Raw genomic sequence first — 21,368 nt, 5'->3', positions numbered from 1 at the left:
ATTTACGGCCGTGCTTCGCGAATGAATGGTTGTGTGCAGCCATCAAGCAGCGATATTTCTTAATTTTGCCTGGCTATAGTGGCACTATTGCGTCAGAATTTACTTACTTTTATACAGACATTTTTATGGGAGAAACAGCATGCGCGTAGCAGAGTTAATGACCACCAAGGTATTTACCGTCGAACCTCACGATCTGATCGATCGCGTGTTCTTTTTGATCCATTACGAGAAAATCCGCCACTTGCCTGTGGTTGAAAAAGGCAAATTGGTCGGTATCGTTTCCGACCGGGATTTATATAAAGCCCTGGGCCCCAAAAGTAATTCCAATGCGGTGGAAGCTAGTAAAGACAGTACCCAATTGCATGTGGTCACGCAAAAAGTCGTGCACATCATGCATCGCGGCGTTTATACCGTTACCCCGGAAACGCCTGCGTCGGAAGCGGCGGCGATGATGGCGGAACACCGCGTCGGCGCGCTGCCGGTGGTGGAAAAAGACAAACTGGTAGGCATATTGTCCGCTACTGATATTTTAAGAGTGTTTGCCAAATTGGAACGCGCGCACGAAAAGCTGGAACAACAGATCAAGGAAGGCGCGGCGCACGGCTAAGGTAGGATGAGTTTGCTGGGCAAACCGTCTGAAAGTAAATGGGGCGATGCTTATTGTTTCGCCCCGGCCAAAGCCTCAATCGGTAATTGCGGCTCTTTTATCCACTAAGTAAATCCAGTCGTCTTGTTCTTTAATTTTCAGCGCGGTCAGTTTTTTGCCCAGGCAGATTTCGCTTAAAGACTCGCCGCTGACCGGGTCGTAGCAAATGCTGTGCATGGAACACTGCAAATAGCGTCCCGATTCGTCGAAAATGTTGTTGTTCTCACAATCCAATGCCCTAGGCATGTGGACGCATTGGTTTAGATAAGCGTATACCTCGCCTTGGAAACGCACCAGAACCGCAGCGCGTGGCGAGCCGCGATAGAGCAGTTCAAACGGAAATTTGCCGAGCTCGGGAACTTGTTGAGCAGGGCAGATGGCAAATGGGTGTTTCACCGACATGGTTGTTTATCCTCCCCCCACGATTGCTAGCAAACCTTGGGCCACAATGCTGTATTTTTTCGATGGATTTTCGGCAATTGAGCAAGCGGACGGCGTTACTCGGCAAATCAAACTGACAGCGGGTATTTAGCAGTCTTTACCTTCAGTGTTCGCTTGGCTGTCCAGCTCCTGCTGTTCATTGCGAATCAGCCAGTCCAGCACCAAGGCATAGCTGGTGGCCAGCAGGGTCGGGCCGATAAATACGCCGATAAAGCCAAATGCTAACAGCCCGCCGAAGATACCGAACACGATCAACACGAACGGCAATTCCACTTCCCGGCTGATCAAAATTGGCCGCAGCCAGTTGTCGATGGTGCCGACGAACAGCAAAAACCACAATGCGATAAAAACCGCCCAGCCGGTTTCGCCTTCAGCTAACAACCACAGGGCGATGGGCAGCCAAATCACCGTGCCGGCCGCAGGGATGATCATTAAAAAGAACGCGATCACGCCCAACACAAAGGCATAAGGCACGCCGGCAATCACAAAACCCAAGATAGAAGCCAGTGCTTGTACCAGCGCGGTGCCGAGGATGCCGTATACCACCGCGCGCAGACTGGAGCGGACGATATGCAGGATGCGTTGGGTGCGCTCGCCGGCCAGGCGTTCGACACCAATCACGACATGCTGAGCAACATGCTCGCCGTCGCGATAGAAAAAAAACAGCACCAAAATAGCCAGGCCCATATGCATCAGTTCGCCGGCCAAGCCAATGCCTTGTTGCAGCAACCAGCTACTGGCGCCCAGCGCATATTGCCGGGCCAGATTGACGAGGCGGCTGGAGTCTTCGCCGACACTTTGCCAGGCGGCAACAGCGTTGTCGCCGACTACTGGCAACGATTGCAGCCAAGCCGGAGGTTCCGGCCACACATGCCGGCTTTGATTAAGCCATTGCAGCAAGTGGTTTATGTCTTCAGTAAATGTCAGCGTGGCGGCGACGAACGGCGTCAGCAGCAATATGCCTATCGGTAGGACCATGGCGGTGGCGGCCCAGTTGGCGGTCAACTTCCAATCGCGCAAACGTAAATACAACGGCCAGGTGACAAAACACAGAATCGCCGCCCACAACAAATCGAAAATAAACGGTTTTAATACCTGATAACAGGCAAACAGCAGCAGGCACAAGGCTGCCAGACTGGCGATTTTTTCGTAACGGGAAATCTGGATAGGCATGATCGAGTGGGCGGCAGCTAACTGAATTGGAATCAATATCTGGAGTTTACGGCATTATCGATTAAGCCGGTATGACAGCCGTTGAATTAAACAACGCTTGCTTGTCTGGCGGCGCTTTACATAGAATGCGGTAGCCTTTATCTGGAGCCGCACTGTGAGCCAAGCCCGAGAGTTTATTCCGATTAATATCGCCGTATTGACTGTCTCCGATACTCGTACCGAACTGGACGACGTATCCGGGCAAACCTTGGTCACCGGTTTAACCGCTGCCGGGCATAACTTGATCGACAAAAAAATCGTTCCCGATGATATTTACCAAATCCGCGCCGCCGTCTGTCAATGGATCGCCGATCCGCAAGTCAATGCGGTTATCACCACCGGCGGCACCGGCGTGACGGGCCGCGACGGTACGCCGGAAGCGATTCAACCGCTGTTGGATAAAGTATTGGATGGCTTCGGCGAAGTGTTTCGGATGATTTCCTACCAGGACATCAAAAGCTCGACGATGCAATCGCGGGCCATTGCCGGCGTGGCCAACGCCACTTATATATTTTGTGTGCCCGGTTCGTCCGGTGCTTGCCGTACTGCCTGGGATTCCTTAATCAAGGAACAATTGGATTACCGCACCCGGCCTTGTAATCTGGTGCAACTAATGCCGCGCCTGCTGGAGAAATGATGCGTCCACCTTTTTTGTTTCTGGCTGCTGTCGGCGGATTTATCGGTGTGGCGATGGGCGCGTTCGGCGCGCACGGCTTGAAGCATTTATTATCCGAGCATCTGCTGGATGTTTACAAAACCGCGGTAAGCTACCAGATGTGGCACGTGTTGGTTCTCGCTTTGATCGCAGTGTTACCGGAACATAAATTATTGCGAATGGCCGGCTGGTGTTTGGTGGCGGGCGTCGTGCTGTTTTCCGGCAGTCTATACTTACTGGCGATATTGAATATCGGTTGGCTGGGTATGATCACGCCGTTGGGCGGCCTGGCTTTTTTAGCGGCATGGGCCTTATTGGCTTATGTGGCTTGGCAGAAAAACCAGGAGTTGTAGATGGACAGTAAACCGCCCGTTCGACCTTCCGTGCCGCCACCGGCACCTTCTCGCCCCAGCGCTAACCGCAATTTGCGCGAGGAAAGCCACGAAGTAAAAGTGCCGCCGGTTCCGGAAGACGCCATGCTCAAAGTACTGCACGCGGTAATTCATTTCGCGGTCAGAATTCTGGCGGTGCTGATGGTGCTGGTGATTTTGTGGGGCGTGGCGGACGTGGGCTACGTGATGTATCAGCGAGTGGTCGCGGCACCATTTTTGATGCTGACGGTCTCCGACATACTGGTGATTTTTGGTTCGTTCATGGCTGTGTTGATCGCGATCGAGATATTTATCAACATCACGTTGTACATTAAACACGACACGCTACCGATTAAAATGGTCATAGCCACTGCCTTGATGGCCGTGGCCCGAAAAGTCATCATGCTGGATTTCAAGGATTTGGATCCGGCTTACATAACGGCCATTGCTGCGGTCATCGTGGCGTTGGGCCTTACTTACTGGCTGATTTCTTACAAACCGCCACAACCTGTCAAACAAGACGAGCGATAAATGATGCGCGATGCAAGCCCGCAAACTGTTTTCCTGAAAGACTACACCCCACCCGAATATCTGATCGAACAGATTGAACTGAATTTCGATTTGGACGAGCAACACACGCAGGTCCGCTCGACCTTGAGTCTGCGCCGCAATCCGCAGAGCCAGGACAGCAGTGCCGCATTGACCTTGCTCGGTGAGGAGTTGCAGTTGGTGAGTATCGCGATAGACGGCCAATTGCTGGAGCAAAGCCAGTATGTGCTGGGCGAGGAAGCCTTGATTGTGCATGAGGTGCCCCAGGATAGGCCGTTTCAGATCGTCATCGAAAATGTCATCAATCCGCAAGCTAATACCGCACTGGAAGGTTTGTATTTGTCCAGCAGCATGCTGTGTACGCAATGCGAGGCGCAAGGCTTTCGGAAAATCACCTGGTTTTTGGATCGGCCGGATGTGATGAGCCGGTTTAAAACCACCTTGACTGGGGACAGGAGCAAATATCCGGTCTTGCTGTCCAACGGCAATAAGGTCGGTCAGGGTGAGCTGGAAAACAACCGGCATTGGGTGAGTTGGGAAGACCCGTTCGCCAAACCTTGCTATTTGTTTGCGCTGGTGGCCGGGCAATTGGAATGCGTGGCTGACGACTTCATCACGATGACTGATCGGCGTATCGCACTGGAGATATTTGTCGAGAAGCACAATGTCGATAAATGCGACCACGCCATGCAGTCCTTAAAAAACGCGATGCGTTGGGATGAAGAAACCTACGGGCTGGAATACGACCTGGATTTGTACATGATCGTCGCGGTCGACCATTTCAATATGGGCGCGATGGAAAACAAGGGCTTGAACGTGTTCAACACCAAGTTCGTGCTGGCCCGGCCCGATACCGCCACCGACAGCGATTATGAGCACATAGAAGGCGTGATCGGTCATGAATATTTCCATAACTGGTCCGGTAATCGCGTTACCTGCCGCGATTGGTTTCAGTTGAGTTTAAAAGAAGGCTTTACCGTATTTCGTGATCAACAATTCAGCGGCGACCGCACGTCGCCAGCCGTGAAACGCATCGAAGACGTCAACGCCTTACGCACCCGGCAGTTTGCCGAAGATGCCGGCCCGTTGGCGCATCCGATTCGTCCGGAAGCCTATATCGAAATCAACAATTTCTACACGCTGACCGTCTATGAAAAAGGTGCGGAAGTAGTGCGGATGCTGCACACCTTGCTGGGCGCGGCTGGTTTCAGAAAAGGCTGTGATTTATATTTCCAGCGCCACGACGGCCAGGCGGTGACTTGCGAGGATTTCGTCAAGGCTTTGGAAGACGCCAATGGCGTGGAGTTGAAGCAGTTCAGACTTTGGTATTCGCAAGCCGGTACGCCGGTGTTGACGGTGAGCCAGCAATACGATTCCGAATCTCAACAACTGCATTTGACCATTCAACAAAATTGTCCGCCTACGCCTAATCAACCGGTGAAAGCGCCGCTACATATCCCGGTAAAACTGGGTTTGCTGGCTGCCGACGGTTCGGCTGCGCAGATTCATTACAACGGTTCCAGTCAGGCGGAAATCACGTTGAATGTTACGGAAGCGGAGCAGACTTTTAGTTTCGATAAGCTGGCGCAACCGCCGGTTGTTTCGCTGCTTAGAGGTTTCTCCGCGCCGGTCACGCTGAAAATGGAACGCACTCCGGAAGAATTGGCGTTTTTGCTACGGCACGACAGTGATACCTTTAATCGTTGGGAAGCGGGACAGCAACTGGCTGTGCAGGTAATTTTCAAGCTGATCGATGCGATAGAATTGGGCCGGCCTTTGCAACTGGAGCCGGTTATCGTCGATGCCTATCGCAGCGTGTTGACCGATAGCGGCGGTGATTTGTCTTATCAAGCGTTGTTGCTGGCGCTGCCGGAAGAAAGTTATTTGTCCGGGCAAATGGCGGTTATTGATGTTGAAGCCATTCATCAAGCCCGTGAATTTGTGAAAAAAACCCTGGCGGAGCAATTGCAAGCCGAGTTTAAGCAACTGTATGTGCAACATCACCGCGACGAATCCGGTAGTTTCGATGCCGGAGCGGTGGGGCGGCGGCGCTTGAAAAATGCCTGCTTGAGCTATTTGAGCAAGCTGGAAAATCAGGGCGTTTATCATATCGCCGAGCAGCAGTTTTATAGCGCCCGGAATATGACCGATCAGTTGGCGGCCTTATCGGCCATCGTCAACAGTAACCATCCGGCCAAGGCCAGAAGTCTGGATAGTTTTTACGTGCAATGGCGGCAGGAAGCGCTGGTTATCGACAAATGGTTTACCTTGCAAGCGACCAGCAGCATGCCCAATACCTTTGCGACTGTGCAGGCTTTAATGAAACATCCGGCTTTTGATATGAAAACGCCCAACCGCGTGCGCTCATTGATTGGCGCCTTCAGCCAGGCCAATCCACTGCATTTCCATGCCATAAACGGCGAGGGCTACCGCTTCCTGGCCGACCAAGTGTTGGCGCTGAATACCCTCAATCCGCAAATCGCCTCGCGGATGGTAACCGGATTGGCGCAATGGCGGCGTTATGATGCAGCCCGGCAGGGCTTGATGAAACAGCAATTACAGCGTATTGTCGCTACCGAACATCTATCCAAGGATGTCTATGAGATCGCCAGCAAGAGTTTGGCGTAGTTGTCACAATCACGTAAACTAGCGCCGAAATAAGCCATCCGCATCAAGCATGAACCCACGCACCGCCCAGGTTGAGCGCAATACGCTCGAAACCCAGATCAAAGTTTCCATTAATCTCGACGGCAACGGCACAGCTGCGTTTACCACGGGCTTACCGTTTTTGGATCACATGCTGGATCAAATAGCCAGACACGGCTTGATAGACATTGAGGTTGTCTCGCACGGCGACCTGCATATCGATGCCCATCACAGCGTGGAAGACATTGGCATTACGCTCGGCCAAGCCTTTGCCAAAGCGCTGGGCGATAAAAAAGGTATCTACCGCTACGGTCACGCTTATTGCCCGCTGGATGAATCGTTATCGCGGGTGGTGGTAGATTTCTCCGGCCGTCCGGGCTTGTTCTATCAAGTGGAATTCAAACGCGCGTTCATCGGTAATTTCGACGTGGATTTGTTTAAAGAGTTTTTTCAAGGTTTTGTGAATCATGCCGGCGTGACCTTGCATATCGATAATATCAAGGGCGGCAATGCGCATCATATTGCCGAAACCGTATTCAAGGCATTCGGCCGGGCCGTGCGGATGGCGATTAGCCATGACGAGCGGATGGCCGGCATCATGCCTTCGACTAAAGGCAGTCTATAATTCCCACACTTTTCGCCTAGAAACCCCGACCTTGTATCTCTAGTTTTATGTCATCAGTAGCCGTTATCGATTACGGAATGGGAAATCTGCATTCCATTGCCAAAGCGCTTCAACATGCCGATAGCCGGGTAAACGTACAAATAACCGCCGAAGCCTCGTTGATCCGCGCGGCCGATCGCGTCGTGTTTCCGGGGGTCGGCGCGATACGTGATTGTATGCAAGCCTTGAACGAGAGTGGTTTGGCGGATGTGATCCGTGAAGTAGCGCAAAGCAAGCCTTTTCTGGGCATCTGCCTGGGTATGCAGGCCTTGCTGACCGACAGCGAGGAAAACGACGGCATCGCTTGTCTGAATATATTCCCCGGTCATGCGCGCCGTTTTACCGATCACATGTTGGATGCCGAAGGCAATGTCTTGAAAATCCCGCATATGGGCTGGAATCAGGTTAAGCAAAACCCGCATCCGCTTTGGCACGACATCCCGGATCATAGCCGCTTTTATTTCGTACACAGCTATTATGCAGCGCCGGACGATGTGCGCCACAGCGCTGCGACGGCCGATTATCCACAAGCCTTTACCTGCGCACTGGCAAAAGACAATATGTTTGCCGTGCAATTTCATCCCGAAAAAAGCCAGACTGTCGGATTGCAGCTATTGCAAAACTTCCTGGCGTGGGATGGAACCGCGTAACTCCCCAACCCTTAGATGTTGGCTTTACTAACCTTTAGATTTAGTGTTTTAACTGTCGAGATTTAAATATGTTGCTGATACCCGCAATTGACTTGAAGGAAGGAAAATGTGTCCGTTTGCGCCAGGGTCGTATGGAAGACGATACCGTATTCTCCGACGATCCGGTGGCTGTGGCCGGGCGTTGGGTTGAAGCAGGGGCGAAGAGATTGCATCTGGTCGATCTGGACGGCGCCTTCGCCGGTAAACCGAAAAATGCCCAGGTTATTAACGCCATCGTCCAGGCTTATCCCGAGGTGCCGGTGCAAATCGGCGGCGGTATCCGTGACGAAGACACCATCCAGGCCTATTTAGAGGCCGGTGTGCAATATGTGATTATCGGCACCAAGGCCGTCAGCGAACCGCATTTCGTGCGCGACGTATCGATTGAGTTTCCCGGTCATATCATCATCGGCCTGGACGCCAGAGACGGCAAAGTAGCGATCGACGGCTGGTCGAAACTGTCCCGCCACGATGTGATCGATCTGGCGCAAAAATTTGAGTCCAACGGCGTCGCGGCCATTATCTATACCGATATTTCCCGTGATGGCATGATGCAAGGCGTCAATGTCGAAGCGACCGCCAAATTGGCGCGCTCGGTGCACATCCCGGTCATTGCCTCCGGTGGCATTACTAATTTGGACGACATTCGCGCGTTGGGTGAAGTAGCCCACGAAGGCATCATGGGAGCCATCACCGGCCGGGCCATCTACGAAGGTACGCTGGATTTTGCCGAAGGCGAAAAACTGGCCGAGTCTTTCGGCGGAGCAGATGTCTGAGCTAATGCTGCTAAATCGTAAACCATGAGCCTAGCCAAACGTATTATTCCCTGCCTGGATGTCGATAACGGCCGCGTCGTGAAAGGCGTAAAATTTGTCGACATCCGCGATGCCGGCGACCCGGTGGAAATCGCCCGTCGCTACGACCGAGAGGGTGCCGACGAGATCACCTTCCTGGACATCACCGCCACCCACGACAACCGCGACACCATCGTCCATGTGGTCGAGCAAGTGGCCAGCGAAGTATTTATCCCGCTGACCGTGGGCGGCGGCATCCGGGTGTTGGAAGACATCCGCCGCATGCTCAACGCCGGCGCGGACAAAGTGGGCATCAACAGCGCTGCGGTATTTCGCCCGGAGTTTGTTAAGGAAGCGGCTGAAAAGTTTGGTTCGCAATGTATCGTGGTGGCTATCGACGCCAAAAAAGTCAGTCAGGAAGGCGAGGAAAACCGCTGGGAGATCTTTACCCACGGCGGCCGCAAACCGACTGGCATTAACGCGGTGGAGTGGGCCGTCAGAATGAAAGACTACGGCGCGGGTGAAATTCTTTTGACCAGCATGGACCGCGACGGCACCAAATCCGGCTTTGACTTGGCTTTGACCCGTGCGATCAGCGAAGCGGTCAGCATCCCGGTCATCGCTTCCGGCGGCGTCGGCAATCTGGACCATCTAGCCGACGGCATCACCCAAGGCAAAGCCGATGCGGTCTTGGCCGCCAGCATATTCCACTTTGCCGAATATACGATAGAGCAAGCCAAAAAACATATGCAAGCCAGAGGCATAGAGGTACGCTTATGAACGTTGCCTGGCTGGATGAAATCCAGTGGACCGAAGACGGCTTGGTGCCGGTCATCGCTCAACTGCAGGATAGCGGCCGGGTGGTGATGTTTGCCTGGATGAACCGCGAATCGCTGGCCTTGACGGTTGCCGAAGGTTATGCGGTATATTGGTCCCGCTCGCGCAACCGCTTGTGGCGCAAGGGCGAGGAGTCCGGGCATAGGCAAAAAGTCATCGATATGCAATTGGATTGCGATGCTGATGTAATATTGCTTAAAATTGAACAGGAAGGCGGCATCGCCTGCCACACCGGTCGGGAAAGCTGTTTTTACCGCAGCCTGAAAGATGGTGCATGGCAAGCCACCGAGCCGGTACTCAAAGACCCCAAAGCCATCTACAAATAGACAATCACACGCCGGCATAGCTCAGCAGGTAGAGCAGCGCACTCGTAACGCGAAGGTCGTAGGTTCGATTCCTATTGCCGGCACCATTTAAATCAACACTCTATCCTTTTTAGACATTTGCAAAAGTTGCTTCGTTAAACTCGCGCGCGGGATGTCGGGGAGTTTGATAGCGCGTGCAAAGATGCGGATAGTCTATAGACTTATACCGTTTTGGCCGGCCAGTTTTGGTTCGTTCCGACCCTATAGGCCGCAACCGCTAATTTTAAGCGCCGTCCGGACGCTTTAAATCCTGACTTTTTATCCGAAGGTATTCAAATCCTTTCCTTGCACTTTACAGAGACAACACATTTTGAGTTTAAATAGTTACCAGTCGGTTGATCGCGAACAATTAGCCAAAGACATCAGCCAAATTCATAAACAAGCGTTAGCCGATATTGGTCCTGCCGATTTCGAACATTTGCAAAAAGTCGAGCGCTGGGGCAAGGCTTGCTCTCTCGTTGGTTACGCGACCGCCTGGATTTTTCCCAACCCGATTTCCGCGTTGTTGATCAGTCAGGGTAGTTTTTCCCGCTGGACCGGGGTAGGCCACCCCATCGTGCATAAAGCCTTCGATAAAATGCGGGATGTGGACAAAAACTACACCAGCAAGAAGTTTGCAAAGGGTTGGCGGCGGTTTTTGGATTGGCCGGATTGGATGACCCCGGCCGGCTGGCATCACGAACACGATTTATTGCATCATTACAACCTGGGTGAGGAGACCGATCCCAACAATGCCCAGCACAATATGGAATGGCTGCGGCAATCCACGTTGCCAATGTGGCAGCGCTATGCCATCGTGGCTTTGTTTTCCGGTATCTGGAAAATTATTTATTACACCCCGCGCACGCATAAAGAATTGGTTTTAAATGCCGCCCGCCTGCAAGGTAAACCCAAGCCCGAGACCACACGTATCGGTGCCTGGAGCCTGTTTACCCCGCAAGGTAAGGCGCTATGGCTGCAAAGCGTATTGCCTTATAGCGCGTATCGTTTTGTATTAATACCGCTGCTATTCTTACCGCTCGGCGGGGTTGCCGCTGTCAGCGTATTGATCAATTCGATTCTGGCGGAAATTTTCACCAATATGCATAGCTTTTTGGTGATGATCCCCAATCATGCCGGCGATGACGTGATGATGTTCGATGAAAAATCGCATAGTAAAGGCGAGTTTTATCTGCGGCAGATTTTGGGTTCGGTCAATTATCCAACCGGGTCTAATTTGAATGATTTTTTCTACGGCTGGTTGAATTATCAAATTGAGCACCATTTATGGCCGGATTTGCCGCTAAGCCAATACCAAAAATTGCAGCCGCAAGTGAAAGCGCTGTGCGAGAAACATAATATTCCTTACTGCCAGGAATCGGTATTTAAGCGCATGCTGAAAGCCGCGGATATTATGGTAGGCAAAACCTCAATGCTGAAGCCGGCGGCTGTTTAATACGTCCAGCGCGAGTTGTTTAAATAACCCACTGAATCAAACTTTATGTTTTAGGCGAAGAGCCTATGCGATTCTGGGTGACTGGCGATGCGCGCTAATTTATGTCAATGCAGTTAATCTGCCCACACACGAGTGTAATCAACGAAAATATTATGAGCGACATCAGAGATACCAAACCCGAACCCATCGCAGCAAAACCAAACTGGAATTACGACTCGTACTTTCTAGCCCAGCTTGAACGGATCAATCAGCAGACCGCTATTAAGAAGCCGAAAAAGCGCGTTGTCGATGCCGCCCCGAAAGACAACAACGATGCGGCGGACGAGCAGAATAAATAGTTAATCCGCGTAAACCGTGCAACGCGGTTTAGTCGTGTTATGCCGCCTTTTCGCGGAGGACTGCCAGCGGTTTTGTATAAACGCATTCAGGCAAGGTTTCACCTGCTTTTTCTGAGTCTTACCGTGTCGTGGAAAATGGCGATAAACCTGGTGAGGCGGTGCGTTCGCTATTTGTCGGGATTGCTTTATTTGCTGGCGTGCATTGCAAGCATGGTCACTGGTCAGCATTGCAAAGTGTTTGATCCCTATCGTCAAAGCCGCTAAATGAAACTAAATGAAAAATGTGCGAACGGGCTACACATTTTTCCATATCGCAGTAATATCGTCACTTAAAGAGTCTGTCGGAGCGCAAAATGTACTGCCCAAACTGTGGAAAACAAAATCCGGACAATGCAAACTTCTGCCTTGAGTGTGGCGCAGCCATGCAAGCGAATAACGGCTATCGCGGGCCAGTGGCTAACGGACGGGATATGACGTTTACCGAATCGGTGTCCGGCTGTTTTGCAAAGGCATTTGTTTTTACAGGTAGAGCATCACGCGCTGAATACTGGTGGTTTGCGCTTTTCACGTTATTGGTATCGATGATGGCGGGAATTATCGATCAATCGTCCTACGGCGAGCCGGCTACCGTCACGGCGATCACCAATTTGGTAATTCTATTTCCGTCGCTGGCTGTTAATATCCGCCGATTACACGATACCGGGCATAGCGGCTGGTGGTATCTGATTATTCTGACCATCATCGGCATCATCCCGTATATCATCTGGATGGTGTCAAAAGGCGATGACCGTGCGAACGACTACGGGGCGCCGCCTGTTTAACCCCCTTCATTTTAAACTTCGTCGATCAGTCAATTAGCAGGGATGATGACCAATATTGCTTTGTCCGCATCGCTAATATTGAACATTGTTTTGGTCGCGCTGCTGGTCTTCAATGCCCGAAAAGTTCGACGCAAACATCAAAATCAAAAGCAGCCCACCCTTAGAACGCCTGCCAATGTAAGGACAATTTCCTGTCCATCCTGTGCGCAACACATTAAATTTACGTTACCCATTGAAGGTAACAAAGCGCGATGCCGAAAGTGCCATGCACAATTCAAATTGGATATCGACGAACATCGCAATGTGTATATAACCGAAATAAAACTGCCTGAAGACGATCAACACATCAAATCGTTAGCGGATTGTTATTTAATTCTCGGTCTAACTGCCGATGCCATACCGATAGACATCAAAGCAGCATACAAAAAGAAAATTTCCGAATACCACCCGGACCGAGTCGGCGTGTTTGGCGAAAAAATCAAACAACTCGCCGAGGAAGAAACCCGACAAATCAACGCCGCCTACGCCATGCTACAAGAGCAGGGCAGGGTGTGATGTCGCCACCGGACTCAGGATGATTGGGGCTGACAATGGCTACACCATTTTACGTGATCCTTGATTTTTCACATTGGCGTGTAAACATCACCAGCGGCGTAGCACTTAACAAACGCCGAACTCTTGCTGTGCCGGGTCGACTCAGCATTGATGAATACCTGCAAACGACTACACTACCTGGCGGCGTAGCATATCTGTCGGATATGGATTCAATCAAATCAAGGACTGAGCGTGACAGCATCGTATTTCCAATATTGGGGTAAAGCCAAGCCGGAAGCCGACATCGGCCCCGCGTACCATTTATTGCCTTACCATTGTTTGGATGTGGCAGCGGTGGGCGCGCTTTGGCTGGCGCCGGATACAGCGGTTTGTAAGCAACTGGCAATGCGTCTGCAAGTCGAGCCGGAATGGCTTCAAAGTTGGTTTACCTTCTGTCTTGTTCTACACGATCTGGGTAAATTCGCTCGCGCATTCCAAGGCTTGAGAACGGATTTGTCGGACGATTTGGTCAAACCGAATCCGAGAATGACTTATTCCGAGCGCCACGATAGCTTGGGATTCGCGCTGTGGCGGGACGTATTGCAAGAAAAATTGGCGCAGCACTTTCAGTCGAATCAAACTGCTTGGATCGACAAAATAGATCCCTGGCTGGAAATCGTCACTGGCCACCATGGCATGCCGCCGAAGTTAAGCGGTTTCAACATCGGCAATTTTTTTCACGCTGATGAAATTGACGATAAACAAGCCGCATTCGAATTTGTGCGGGCTTGGTTCGAAGAGTTTTTAGCCAGTTTCGACTTTCAGCCTCTGAGCGATAAAAACCTCTACAAGCGCTTGAAACCTTTGTCTTGGCAATTCGCCGGTATAGCCGTGTTGGCCGACTGGTTGGGTTCGAATCAGGAGCATTTCACTTATTGCGCCAAGCCGATGCCGCTTACCGAATATTGGCAAAACTTTGCGTTACCCAAGGCCAAACAAGTGCTTGCCGGTTTGCCTAAACCGCCTGTAGCCGGAAAATTCGAAACCGTGCAAACCCTGTTTCCCTTTATCCAGCAGCCTACGCCGTTACAACGATACGCTGCCGAAGAGCCGTTGACCGATCAACCGCAGTTCTTCATCCTCGAAGACGTCACTGGTGCCGGCAAAACCGAAGCGGCGTTGATTTTGACGCAACGCTTGATTGCAAAAGGTTTGGCTGACGGTCTGTACATCGGCTTGCCGACCATGGCGACCGCCAACGCCATGTACCAGCGCTTGGGTAAGGTCTACCGCAGCTTTTATGAAGTCGGCGAACAGCCATCGTTGGTACTGGCGCATGGTGCTCGTGAATTGTCGCAAGCCTTTCGTGATTCGGTGCTACTGGCCGAGCAAGCAAATCTAGATACCGATTATCAGAACGGCCGACTCGAGGAAGATCAGGAACTGAGCGCTACCGCTTACTGCAACGCCTGGCTGGCGGACAGTCGCAAAAAAGCCTTACTGGCGGATGTCGGCGTCGGCACGCTCGACCAAGCTTTATTGGCGGTGTTGCCGGCGCGGCATCAATCCTTGCGTTTACTGGGATTGGGCCGCAAAGTACTATTGGTGGACGAGGTTCACGCCTACGACAGCTATATGCGAGAACTACTTTCGGCATTATTGGAAGCCCATGCCCGCCAGGGTGGCAGCGCGATTCTGTTGTCGGCCACCTTGCCGCAAACCATGCGCGAAACTCTAACCGCGGCTTTTCATCGCGGACTCGGATTGGAAGCGCCGAATTTGGCCTATCCGGCGGCTTACCCGTTGGCGACTCACACGCCGGCACAAAACCTGGAAAAGCCCATCGATACCCGAGCCGAAGTCAAACGCACGGTTCGCGTTCAACGCATGGACAGCGAAGAACAAATCATTGCCAAAATTCGACACAGCGCCGAGCAAGGCGAATGCGTCTGCTGGATACGCAATACTGTCAAATCCGCATGCCAGACTTATCAAAACCTGCTGAGCAGCGGCTTTCCTGCCAACTGTTTGGCACTGTTCCATAGCCGTTTTGCGATGATAGACCGGCAAGTCATCGAAAACCGCACCTTGCAAACCTTCGGCGAACAATCAGGGCATGACCAGCGCAACGGCCAAATCCTGATTGCCACGCAAGTGGTCGAACAATCCTTGGACTTGGATTTCGATGTACTGATCAGCGACTTGGCACCCATCGATTTACTGATTCAACGCGCCGGCCGTTTGCGCCGCCATGTCCGCGATGCGTTAGGCAACCGTTTGTGTGAACAAGGCGCGGAAGATGGCCGCGGCGCACCGGTGTTTTACCTGTATGCTCCGACGCCTTCAGAAGATGCAAACGCCGCTTGGTTGAAGCCGGATCACGCCGGCACCCAGGCGGTTTACCCCCACGTTGGTCAGCTATGGCTGTCGGCTCGATTATTGGAAGATAAAAGCGGTTTCGCTATGCCGGACGATGCGCGGGAATTGATTGAAGGCGTGTATGCCGACGAAGCGCAGGCTCGGATACCGCTTGCATTGCAAGAAGCTTCCTTCGACGCGGAAGGCAAAACCATGGTACAGCGGAGCATGGCCGACTTGAATGTCTTGAAGCTGGACAAAGGCTATACCCGGAAAAGCGGCGAGTGGGATGAGGAAACCCGAATCCCCACACGTCTTACCGAAGAGGAAAGTATTTCGGTGGCGTTGGCTGTGCTGGTTGACGGTCAGCTTAAACCTTACGCCGATGTCGAGCGTTACGCCTGGGCGATGAGCACCATCAAATTGCCGGAACGCGAATGGAAAAAGGTTAGCCAACAACTTCCCGACGAACTGAAGCAGCAAGTCGAAACCTTGAAAAACGAACAAAAAGCCTTGCGTTGGCTGGAAGTGTTGCCTTTGCTCGATGGGCAAAATCTGTATTCGGCGACGGATGGATTTGCTGGCTATACGCCGGCAGACTGAAAAGAGTGTTTAAAATGAATTGTTCAATTCCATTTACGAGGGTCTGGTATGAAATTAAAAGTCATCATTCACGAAGCCGAAGAAGGCGGTTACTGGGCTGAAGTGCCGTCGATTCCGGGCTGTGTAACCCAAGGCGAAAGCTTTGACGAGTTGCTAAGCAATATTTATGAAGCCGTGGAAGGGTGTTTATCGGTGGATATAGATGAGGCCAGCGTTGGCAGTAACGACCGAATCATGGAGATTGCCGTGTGAAGGCTATCAGCGGCAAGCGCATGTGCCGATTGCTGGAGATGCGCGGTTGGGATTTAAAACGAATCAACGGCAGCCATCATATTTACGCCAAAGCGGGCAGCATCACCAGGATCTCCGTGCCGGTGCATGGCGATAGTGCGTTAAAGATCGGCTTGCAAAAGCAGATCATGAAGATGGCCGACATCGGCGAAGCCGAATTGTAATTTCAAGTTCAAGCAGGGAGACAAGATGAATTTAATAGCGGATCGCTGGATACCGGTCATTCGCCAAAATGGCTTACACGATTTGGCCGCGCCCTGGCAAATCGCCGAGACGGAAAACCCGGTAATCGAAATCAACGCGCCGAGGCCGGATTTTCATGGGGCGTTGTATCAGTTCCTGATCGGTCTGCTGCAAACCGGATTTGCACCCGAAGACGAAGATCAATGGTTGGAATACTGGGAAGAGGCGCCTGACTCCACAGATTTGCAAGGTCGTTTGTCATCACTTTCGCCAGCGTTCGAACTGACTGGCGATAACGGCCCGGCATTTTTGCAGGATTTGGCACTACCGGACGGTGAAGCCAAGCCTATCGCGGCGTTGCTGATCGAAGCGCCCGGCGGTAAAACGCTGAAAGACAATCTCGACCACTTCATTAAACGCGGCTCGGCGAACCAGCTATGCCCAAGCTGTGCGGCTAGCGCATTGTTTACCTTGCAAACCAACGCGCCATCCGGCGGTGTCGGACATCGGGTCGGCTTGCGCGGCGGCGGGCCTTTGACGACCTTGGTGCTTCCTAAGGCTAGCCAAACCACGTTGTGGCAAAAGCTTTGGTTGAATGTGTTCAATCAGGAAGACCTGCAACCTTTGGACAAACTGGAACTATCCATCATGCCCTGGTTGGACAAAACCCGCACTTCTGAAAAAGGCCAAATCACCACGCCGGTCGACGTTCATCCGTTGCACGCATATTGGGGCATGCCGCGCCGGATTCGCTTGAGCGAAACTCCTGAGCCGGGTATTTGCGATGTATGCGGATGCGATGCCAAGACGTTGTTCCGCGAATACCGTACTAAAAACTATGGCACCAATTACGATGGCGCTTGGCAACATCCGTTAACGCCGTACCGTCATGATCCGAAAAAGGTCAATCCACCGTTGTCTTTGAAAGGCCAGCAAGGCGGTTTGGGTTACCGGCATTGGTTGGGCTTGGCCTTGCAGGACGATAGCAACGGCGACAAAGCCGCCAAAATTGTTTGCCAATACAACCAGGAGCGCGGTCGCAAGTTGGCCGACCGGGGCGGAGCGGCATTGTGGTGCTTCGGTTACGACATGGACAACATGAAGGCGCGTTGCTGGTACGAAGCGAGGTTTCCGGTGTTTTATCTGTCCGCACAGCAGCAACGCAACCTTGTCGGTTGGGCTGGCGAATTGATAGCCGCGGCACGGGAAACCGTGAAGATTTTGCGTAGCGAAGTCAAAGCCGCCTGGTTTCGACGCCCAGAAGATGCCAAAGGCGACATGAGCCAAATCGACGCGCAATTTTGGCAAGCCAGCGAAGCGGAGTTTTTCCGCCTCTTGGAACGCTTGGCTACCTTGTCGGACGGCGGTGGTATGGCCCCGGCTGACATTTACGCTGATTGGTTTGCAGCGTTGAGATCGAAAATGATCGAGGTTTTTGAAGTTGCAACTTTAAGCGCTACCCCGGAAGACCTCGATTTAAAACGGATTATCAACGCCCGGAAATCCATGTTAGGCCGTTTTCACGGCAACAAAATCGTCAAGCAATTGAAAACCCATGCCAAAACGGAGGAGGCTGCCTAAATGAGCGAGAACTATTTTTTAACTTCTGAGGAATTACCGGCTTTGCTGGCCTGGCATCGCTGGTTGAACGGCGACGACGGCGACCGGGGTGGTAATCGTGGCGCCCGCGCCCGTTTACGCCGCGCCGAAGCGCCGGAAGACATTTTGTTGACCGACGCCTTTTTCCATTTCTTACGGCAAATGCCGGACGATTTTCCGCAAAAGGTGTCGCCCGAGCAGCGCTTGTTGGTCGCCGCATCTATTGTTGGTTTGCTGGCGCATGTCGAAACCAACGATGCCACTGCCCGTTTTGCCGCTCAGTTGGGTACGGCCAAAGATAAAGCCAAGCCGCCAATGAGCGAGTTGCGCTTTCAGCAACTGCAAAAAAGCCCAACCGTCGAAGACTTTTATCGGCGCATGCTGCGCGCGATTCGTTTGCTTGGCAAAACCGCCAATGTTGTGTCGCTCACCAACGACATCATTCATTGGCATAAGGAGTTTAATCAGCCGCTGGGCCGCTATCCCAAAGACCGCCTTGCTGTGCGTTGGGCCACCGACTATTTCACCGCCTTACCCAAAAATTAATTTCAAGGAGAGACACATGAGCCGTTTCATTCAACTGCATTTGCTGACCGCTTACCCGCCCGCCAACCTGAACCGCGACGATCAAGGCAGCCCGAAAACCGCGAAGATGGGAGGTTACGACCGCTTGCGGGTGTCGTCGCAATGCCTGAAAAGAACCTGGCGGACCTCGGACATGTTCCAGGCGGCGGTTGCCGGCCATTTGGGCACCCGGACCAAATTGCTTGGCCTGGAGATTTATAACAAGCTGTTGGCAGGCGGGGTTAAAGAAAAAGACGCCAAGGAATGGACCAAGGACATTGCCAAAGTATTCGGCGCGTTGAAAAAAACCGACAAAAGCGACCCGCTGGCGGAAATGGAAATCGAACAATTGGTGCATGTCAGTCCTGCGGAACGGTCGGCATTGGATGTGCTGACCGCAAAATTGATTGCCGAACAGCGAGCGCCGGAAAAAGACGAATTGAATTTGCTGCGAGTCAAGGAACAGGCGGTGGACATTGCCTTGTTCGGCCGTATGCTGGCATCCAGCCCGGCCTTCAACATCGAAGCTGCTTGCCAAGTGGCGCACGCCATCAGCGTGCATCCGGTGGTGATCGAAGACGATTATTTCACCGCCGTCGACGATCTAAACAACGGCCAGGACGACATGGGTGCCGCCCACATCGGCGAAACCCGCTTCGCAGCCGGTTTGTTTTACGCCTACATCTGCATCAACCGCGAGTTGCTGATCAAAAACCTGGATGGCAACGCCGAGCTTGCGAATAAAGCCATTCGCGCCTTGACCGAAGCCGCCGTCAAAGTTGCGCCGGAAGGCAAGCAAAACAGCTTTGCGTCCAGGGCTTATGCGTCGTTCGTGTTGGCGGAAAAGGGCGACCAGCAGCCGCGTTCCTTGTCGGTGGCTTATTTGAAACCCGTTGGCCGCGAAGCTGACGATTATGCTATTCAGGCCATTTTGGCGTTGAAAGCGCAGAACGAGAGCTTTGACGAAGTTTACGGCGCCTGCGCGGATAGCCGTTACGAACTGAATGCCTTACCGTCGCAACGCCAAGGTACTTTGGCCGGTTTGCTCGACTTCGTCGCTCAATAGGAGCCGGTCATGGACCTATTGTTATTCCGATTATACGGGCCGATGGCGAGTTGGGGTGAAATCGCCGTTGGCGAAAGCCGGCATAGCGCCAATTATCCGAGCAAGTCGGCGATATTGGGATTGGTCGGCGCGGCACTGGGCATAGAACGTAGCGACGAAGCGCAACAAGTCGGTTTGCAGAATGGTTACCAAGTGGCCGTCGAAGTGTTCAGCACCGGCCAACTGTTGCGCGATTACCATACCGCGCAAGTGCCGGATTCGGCCGGCAAGTTTGTTTACCGTACCCGCCGCGACGAATTGGTGTTGGGCAAGGAGCGCTTGGGCACGATTTTGTCCAGCCGCGAATATCGTAGTGATGCCTTGGCCGTCGTGGCTTTGCGCGCTTTACCGGATGCGCCGTTCAGTCTGATACAAATCGAGGAAAAACTGCGCAAGCCAGTGTTTCATTTGTATCTGGGTCGCAAATCTTGTCCGCTGGCAGCCCCATTGCATCCGCAGTTGCTGACTGAACAACCCGATCTGTTGTCGGCCTTCAAAGCCTATTCACATAAACCGTTATTGCCGCGCAAACAGGCAGATGGTGCAGCAGGTCAGCTGATTCAGCAAGACGCCGATTGGCTGAATGCTGGTGGTGAACGCTATTATTACTGGGAAGGCGAGCCGCAAGACTTTGCACAGGACATCAATTTGATAAAGCATCGCCAAACCCGAGTCCGCCACGATCAACCCTTATCGCGCAAACGGTGGCAATTCGCGCCGCGTCAGGAACATTATTTTTATCAGGGAGGCGAGTGATGTATTTTTCCAGGGTCAGGATACGGCCGGATATTTACAAATCGTCGCAGTTGGCGAGAGTGTTGGAAGGCAACGTTTACGGTTGCCATCAATTGTTGTGGGATTTGTTTCCGGAACAGGACAAACGGACTTTTCTTTACCGCGAAGAAATCGCCCGTGAACAGATTGGTCCGTCGCCGGCGGTACGCGGCGAGCCCTTGTATTACGTCGTTTCGCAAAATAAGCCTATTGAGCATGAAGGATCGTTGTTCAAGGTCGAGAGTAAAGAATACGACCCACGATTGGCGAACGGCCTATGCCTGCAATTCGATTGCCGGGTCAACCCAGTGGTCAGTCGGCAAGGCAAAAAGCATGATGTGGCGATGGATGCGCAATTGCAGTTTTTGGCGTCGTTGATCAAATCGCATGGCCTGGATGTTTCTTTGCCCGCCAAAACCGATAAAGGTATTTACAAAAGGCTGTTACTGGAAAAGGGCGGGGCGGCGTTGGAGGCTGAATTATCCGAATTATTGGCTGGGGATCGTTACTACGCCGAGCGTTTGGGGCAAATTTCCGGCTTGGCTGATAAGTTGGAATGGGCGATCAAAGCCTGCGTCGATCAGGCACTGACTAGTTGGATGATCAAGCAAGGCGAGCGTTGCGGATTTACGTTACTGAGCGGCGATGACGGTTTACCCAAGTTGCAAAACAGCACTTACGCATGGCACGGCTTGCAGCAAAAGGCTGTCAAAAAAGGCGAAAAATCCGGCTTTAGCTCGGTCGATTTCACCGGCGAACTGCAAATCACCGACGCCGAAAAATTTCGCCAAACCCTATTCACCGGCCTGGGCCGGGCCAAGGCATTTGGCTGTGGTTTGTTGATGGTGCGGCGGTTATAATTCGGACTTAATTCAGTCTGAATTTATTTCATTG

General features: G+C 52.4%; 24 protein-coding genes, 1 tRNA gene and 1 pseudogene. 24 read left to right on the top strand and 2 right to left on the bottom strand.

Features of this window, described 5'->3' with window-relative positions; translation table 11 throughout:
• Nucleotides 1-139 precede the first annotated feature (139 nt).
• Nucleotides 140-607: a CBS domain-containing protein gene (locus ACH5Y9_RS18805; RefSeq protein WP_033158577.1), complete on the top strand. Its 468-nt coding sequence runs from the start codon at nt 140-142 to the stop codon at nt 605-607.
• Nucleotides 608-682: 75 nt separating this feature from the next.
• Here the strand turns inward: ACH5Y9_RS18805 and ACH5Y9_RS18800 are convergent, their stop codons facing one another.
• Complete coding sequence (locus tag ACH5Y9_RS18800; protein ID WP_445367158.1) at nt 683-1,048, bottom strand: Rieske (2Fe-2S) protein; 366 nt, start codon at nt 1,046-1,048, stop codon at nt 683-685.
• A gap of 126 nt (nt 1,049-1,174) precedes the next feature.
• Nucleotides 1,175-2,260: an AI-2E family transporter gene (locus tag ACH5Y9_RS18795; RefSeq protein ID WP_033158579.1), complete on the bottom strand. Its 1,086-nt coding sequence runs from the start codon at nt 2,258-2,260 to the stop codon at nt 1,175-1,177.
• Nucleotides 2,261-2,414: 154 nt separating this feature from the next.
• On the opposite strand from ACH5Y9_RS18795, the gene moaB reads away from it, so the two are divergent.
• From moaB to cas6e, 23 genes and pseudogenes are all read left to right on the top strand, one after another.
• Nucleotides 2,415-2,936, top strand: a complete 522-nt coding sequence (gene moaB, locus ACH5Y9_RS18790; RefSeq protein WP_445367157.1) for a molybdenum cofactor biosynthesis protein B — start codon at nt 2,415-2,417, stop codon at nt 2,934-2,936.
• On the top strand, nt 2,936-3,307 hold the full coding sequence (locus tag ACH5Y9_RS18785) for a DUF423 domain-containing protein (RefSeq protein ID WP_415880812.1): 372 nt from the start codon (nt 2,936-2,938) through the stop codon (nt 3,305-3,307). Before moaB ends, ACH5Y9_RS18785 begins: the two co-directional genes overlap by 1 nt.
• Entirely contained in the window at nt 3,308-3,856 is a 549-nt protein-coding gene (locus ACH5Y9_RS18780) for a phosphate-starvation-inducible PsiE family protein (RefSeq protein ID WP_445367156.1), read from the top strand.
• 3 nt (nt 3,857-3,859) lie between these two features.
• Complete coding sequence (gene pepN / locus ACH5Y9_RS18775; protein ID WP_445369905.1) at nt 3,860-6,502, top strand: aminopeptidase N; 2,643 nt, start codon at nt 3,860-3,862, stop codon at nt 6,500-6,502.
• 49 nt (nt 6,503-6,551) lie between these two features.
• Nucleotides 6,552-7,145: an imidazoleglycerol-phosphate dehydratase HisB gene (gene hisB / locus ACH5Y9_RS18770; RefSeq protein WP_445367155.1), complete on the top strand. Its 594-nt coding sequence runs from the start codon at nt 6,552-6,554 to the stop codon at nt 7,143-7,145.
• Nucleotides 7,146-7,192: 47 nt separating this feature from the next.
• Nucleotides 7,193-7,834 carry an imidazole glycerol phosphate synthase subunit HisH gene (gene hisH, locus ACH5Y9_RS18765; protein WP_445367154.1) on the top strand — a complete coding sequence of 214 codons (642 nt, stop codon included), beginning with the start codon at nt 7,193-7,195 and terminating at the stop codon, nt 7,832-7,834.
• 68 nt (nt 7,835-7,902) lie between these two features.
• A complete protein-coding gene (gene hisA, locus ACH5Y9_RS18760) occupies nt 7,903-8,649 on the top strand; it encodes a 1-(5-phosphoribosyl)-5-[(5-phosphoribosylamino)methylideneamino]imidazole-4-carboxamide isomerase (RefSeq protein WP_445367153.1) in 747 nt (248 codons plus the stop codon).
• A 24-nt stretch (nt 8,650-8,673) separates the two neighbouring features.
• On the top strand, nt 8,674-9,447 hold the full coding sequence (gene hisF, locus ACH5Y9_RS18755; protein WP_445367152.1) for an imidazole glycerol phosphate synthase subunit HisF: 774 nt from the start codon (nt 8,674-8,676) through the stop codon (nt 9,445-9,447).
• Nucleotides 9,444-9,830: a phosphoribosyl-AMP cyclohydrolase gene (hisI, locus tag ACH5Y9_RS18750; RefSeq protein ID WP_445367151.1), complete on the top strand. Its 387-nt coding sequence runs from the start codon at nt 9,444-9,446 to the stop codon at nt 9,828-9,830. Before hisF ends, hisI begins: the two co-directional genes overlap by 4 nt.
• 10 nt (nt 9,831-9,840) lie before the next feature.
• Nucleotides 9,841-9,916: transfer RNA gene (locus tag ACH5Y9_RS18745), tRNA-Thr, on the top strand.
• 263 nt (nt 9,917-10,179) lie between these two features.
• Nucleotides 10,180-11,304, top strand: a complete 1,125-nt coding sequence (locus ACH5Y9_RS18740; protein ID WP_445367150.1) for a fatty acid desaturase family protein — start codon at nt 10,180-10,182, stop codon at nt 11,302-11,304.
• Nucleotides 11,305-11,456: 152 nt separating this feature from the next.
• Nucleotides 11,457-11,642: a hypothetical protein gene (locus ACH5Y9_RS18735; protein WP_445367149.1), complete on the top strand. Its 186-nt coding sequence runs from the start codon at nt 11,457-11,459 to the stop codon at nt 11,640-11,642.
• Nucleotides 11,643-11,995: 353 nt separating this feature from the next.
• Nucleotides 11,996-12,058 (top strand): annotated as a pseudogene (locus ACH5Y9_RS18730) (zinc-ribbon domain-containing protein); the annotation flags it as partial.
• Nucleotides 12,059-12,064: 6 nt separating this feature from the next.
• Nucleotides 12,065-12,463 (top strand): DUF805 domain-containing protein, encoded by a 399-nt coding sequence (locus ACH5Y9_RS18725; protein ID WP_445369904.1) that lies wholly within the window; start codon nt 12,065-12,067, stop codon nt 12,461-12,463.
• Nucleotides 12,464-12,742: 279 nt separating this feature from the next.
• The gene (locus tag ACH5Y9_RS18720) at nt 12,743-13,018 is read left to right on the top strand and encodes a J domain-containing protein (protein WP_165385909.1); all 276 of its coding nucleotides are present in this window, start codon (nt 12,743-12,745) and stop codon (nt 13,016-13,018) included.
• A 231-nt stretch (nt 13,019-13,249) separates the two neighbouring features.
• Entirely contained in the window at nt 13,250-15,958 is a 2,709-nt protein-coding gene (cas3, locus tag ACH5Y9_RS18715) for a CRISPR-associated helicase Cas3' (RefSeq protein WP_445367148.1), read from the top strand.
• Nucleotides 15,959-16,006: 48 nt separating this feature from the next.
• On the top strand, nt 16,007-16,210 hold the full coding sequence (locus tag ACH5Y9_RS18710; protein ID WP_033158589.1) for a type II toxin-antitoxin system HicB family antitoxin: 204 nt from the start codon (nt 16,007-16,009) through the stop codon (nt 16,208-16,210).
• A complete protein-coding gene (locus ACH5Y9_RS18705; RefSeq protein ID WP_101051483.1) occupies nt 16,207-16,413 on the top strand; it encodes a type II toxin-antitoxin system HicA family toxin in 207 nt (68 codons plus the stop codon). Before ACH5Y9_RS18710 ends, ACH5Y9_RS18705 begins: the two co-directional genes overlap by 4 nt.
• Nucleotides 16,414-16,438: 25 nt before the next feature.
• A complete protein-coding gene (gene casA, locus ACH5Y9_RS18700; RefSeq protein ID WP_445367147.1) occupies nt 16,439-18,013 on the top strand; it encodes a type I-E CRISPR-associated protein Cse1/CasA in 1,575 nt (524 codons plus the stop codon).
• The gene (gene casB / locus ACH5Y9_RS18695; RefSeq protein ID WP_101051485.1) at nt 18,014-18,577 is read left to right on the top strand and encodes a type I-E CRISPR-associated protein Cse2/CasB; all 564 of its coding nucleotides are present in this window, start codon (nt 18,014-18,016) and stop codon (nt 18,575-18,577) included.
• Between the two features lie 16 nt (nt 18,578-18,593).
• Complete coding sequence (cas7e, locus tag ACH5Y9_RS18690) at nt 18,594-19,661, top strand: type I-E CRISPR-associated protein Cas7/Cse4/CasC (RefSeq protein ID WP_445367146.1); 1,068 nt, start codon at nt 18,594-18,596, stop codon at nt 19,659-19,661.
• A 9-nt stretch (nt 19,662-19,670) separates the two neighbouring features.
• Nucleotides 19,671-20,456, top strand: coding sequence for a type I-E CRISPR-associated protein Cas5/CasD (gene cas5e, locus ACH5Y9_RS18685; protein ID WP_445367145.1), 786 nt, complete (start codon nt 19,671-19,673; stop codon nt 20,454-20,456).
• A complete protein-coding gene (cas6e, locus tag ACH5Y9_RS18680) occupies nt 20,456-21,334 on the top strand; it encodes a type I-E CRISPR-associated protein Cas6/Cse3/CasE (RefSeq protein WP_445367144.1) in 879 nt (292 codons plus the stop codon). The genes cas5e and cas6e overlap by 1 nt, the downstream gene beginning before the upstream one ends.
• Nucleotides 21,335-21,368 lie beyond the last annotated feature (34 nt).

Source organism: Methylomonas sp. BW4-1, from assembly GCF_052474385.1.
The sequence above is the reverse complement of the archived record's forward strand: the minus strand, read 5'-3'. Positions and strand labels throughout refer to the sequence as shown.

Coding starts and splice junctions, on each gene's coding strand:
- ACH5Y9_RS18725 (WP_445369904.1), top strand. CDS start 12,065: ATGCAAGCGAATAACGGCTATCGCGGGCCAGTGGCTAACGGACGGGAT.
- ACH5Y9_RS18785 (WP_415880812.1), top strand. CDS start 2,936: ATGCGTCCACCTTTTTTGTTTCTGGCTGCTGTCGGCGGATTTATCGGT.
- hisF (WP_445367152.1), top strand. CDS start 8,674: ATGAGCCTAGCCAAACGTATTATTCCCTGCCTGGATGTCGATAACGGC.
- cas6e (WP_445367144.1), top strand. CDS start 20,456: ATGTATTTTTCCAGGGTCAGGATACGGCCGGATATTTACAAATCGTCG.
- casA (WP_445367147.1), top strand. CDS start 16,439: ATGAATTTAATAGCGGATCGCTGGATACCGGTCATTCGCCAAAATGGC.
- hisI (WP_445367151.1), top strand. CDS start 9,444: ATGAACGTTGCCTGGCTGGATGAAATCCAGTGGACCGAAGACGGCTTG.
- ACH5Y9_RS18805 (WP_033158577.1), top strand. CDS start 140: ATGCGCGTAGCAGAGTTAATGACCACCAAGGTATTTACCGTCGAACCT.
- casB (WP_101051485.1), top strand. CDS start 18,014: ATGAGCGAGAACTATTTTTTAACTTCTGAGGAATTACCGGCTTTGCTG.
- ACH5Y9_RS18735 (WP_445367149.1), top strand. CDS start 11,457: ATGAGCGACATCAGAGATACCAAACCCGAACCCATCGCAGCAAAACCA.
- hisB (WP_445367155.1), top strand. CDS start 6,552: ATGAACCCACGCACCGCCCAGGTTGAGCGCAATACGCTCGAAACCCAG.
- hisH (WP_445367154.1), top strand. CDS start 7,193: ATGTCATCAGTAGCCGTTATCGATTACGGAATGGGAAATCTGCATTCC.
- ACH5Y9_RS18795 (WP_033158579.1), bottom strand. CDS start 2,260: ATGCCTATCCAGATTTCCCGTTACGAAAAAATCGCCAGTCTGGCAGCC.
- pepN (WP_445369905.1), top strand. CDS start 3,860: ATGCGCGATGCAAGCCCGCAAACTGTTTTCCTGAAAGACTACACCCCA.
- ACH5Y9_RS18800 (WP_445367158.1), bottom strand. CDS start 1,048: ATGTCGGTGAAACACCCATTTGCCATCTGCCCTGCTCAACAAGTTCCC.
- ACH5Y9_RS18710 (WP_033158589.1), top strand. CDS start 16,007: ATGAAATTAAAAGTCATCATTCACGAAGCCGAAGAAGGCGGTTACTGG.
- cas7e (WP_445367146.1), top strand. CDS start 18,594: ATGAGCCGTTTCATTCAACTGCATTTGCTGACCGCTTACCCGCCCGCC.
- ACH5Y9_RS18780 (WP_445367156.1), top strand. CDS start 3,308: ATGGACAGTAAACCGCCCGTTCGACCTTCCGTGCCGCCACCGGCACCT.
- hisA (WP_445367153.1), top strand. CDS start 7,903: ATGTTGCTGATACCCGCAATTGACTTGAAGGAAGGAAAATGTGTCCGT.
- cas5e (WP_445367145.1), top strand. CDS start 19,671: ATGGACCTATTGTTATTCCGATTATACGGGCCGATGGCGAGTTGGGGT.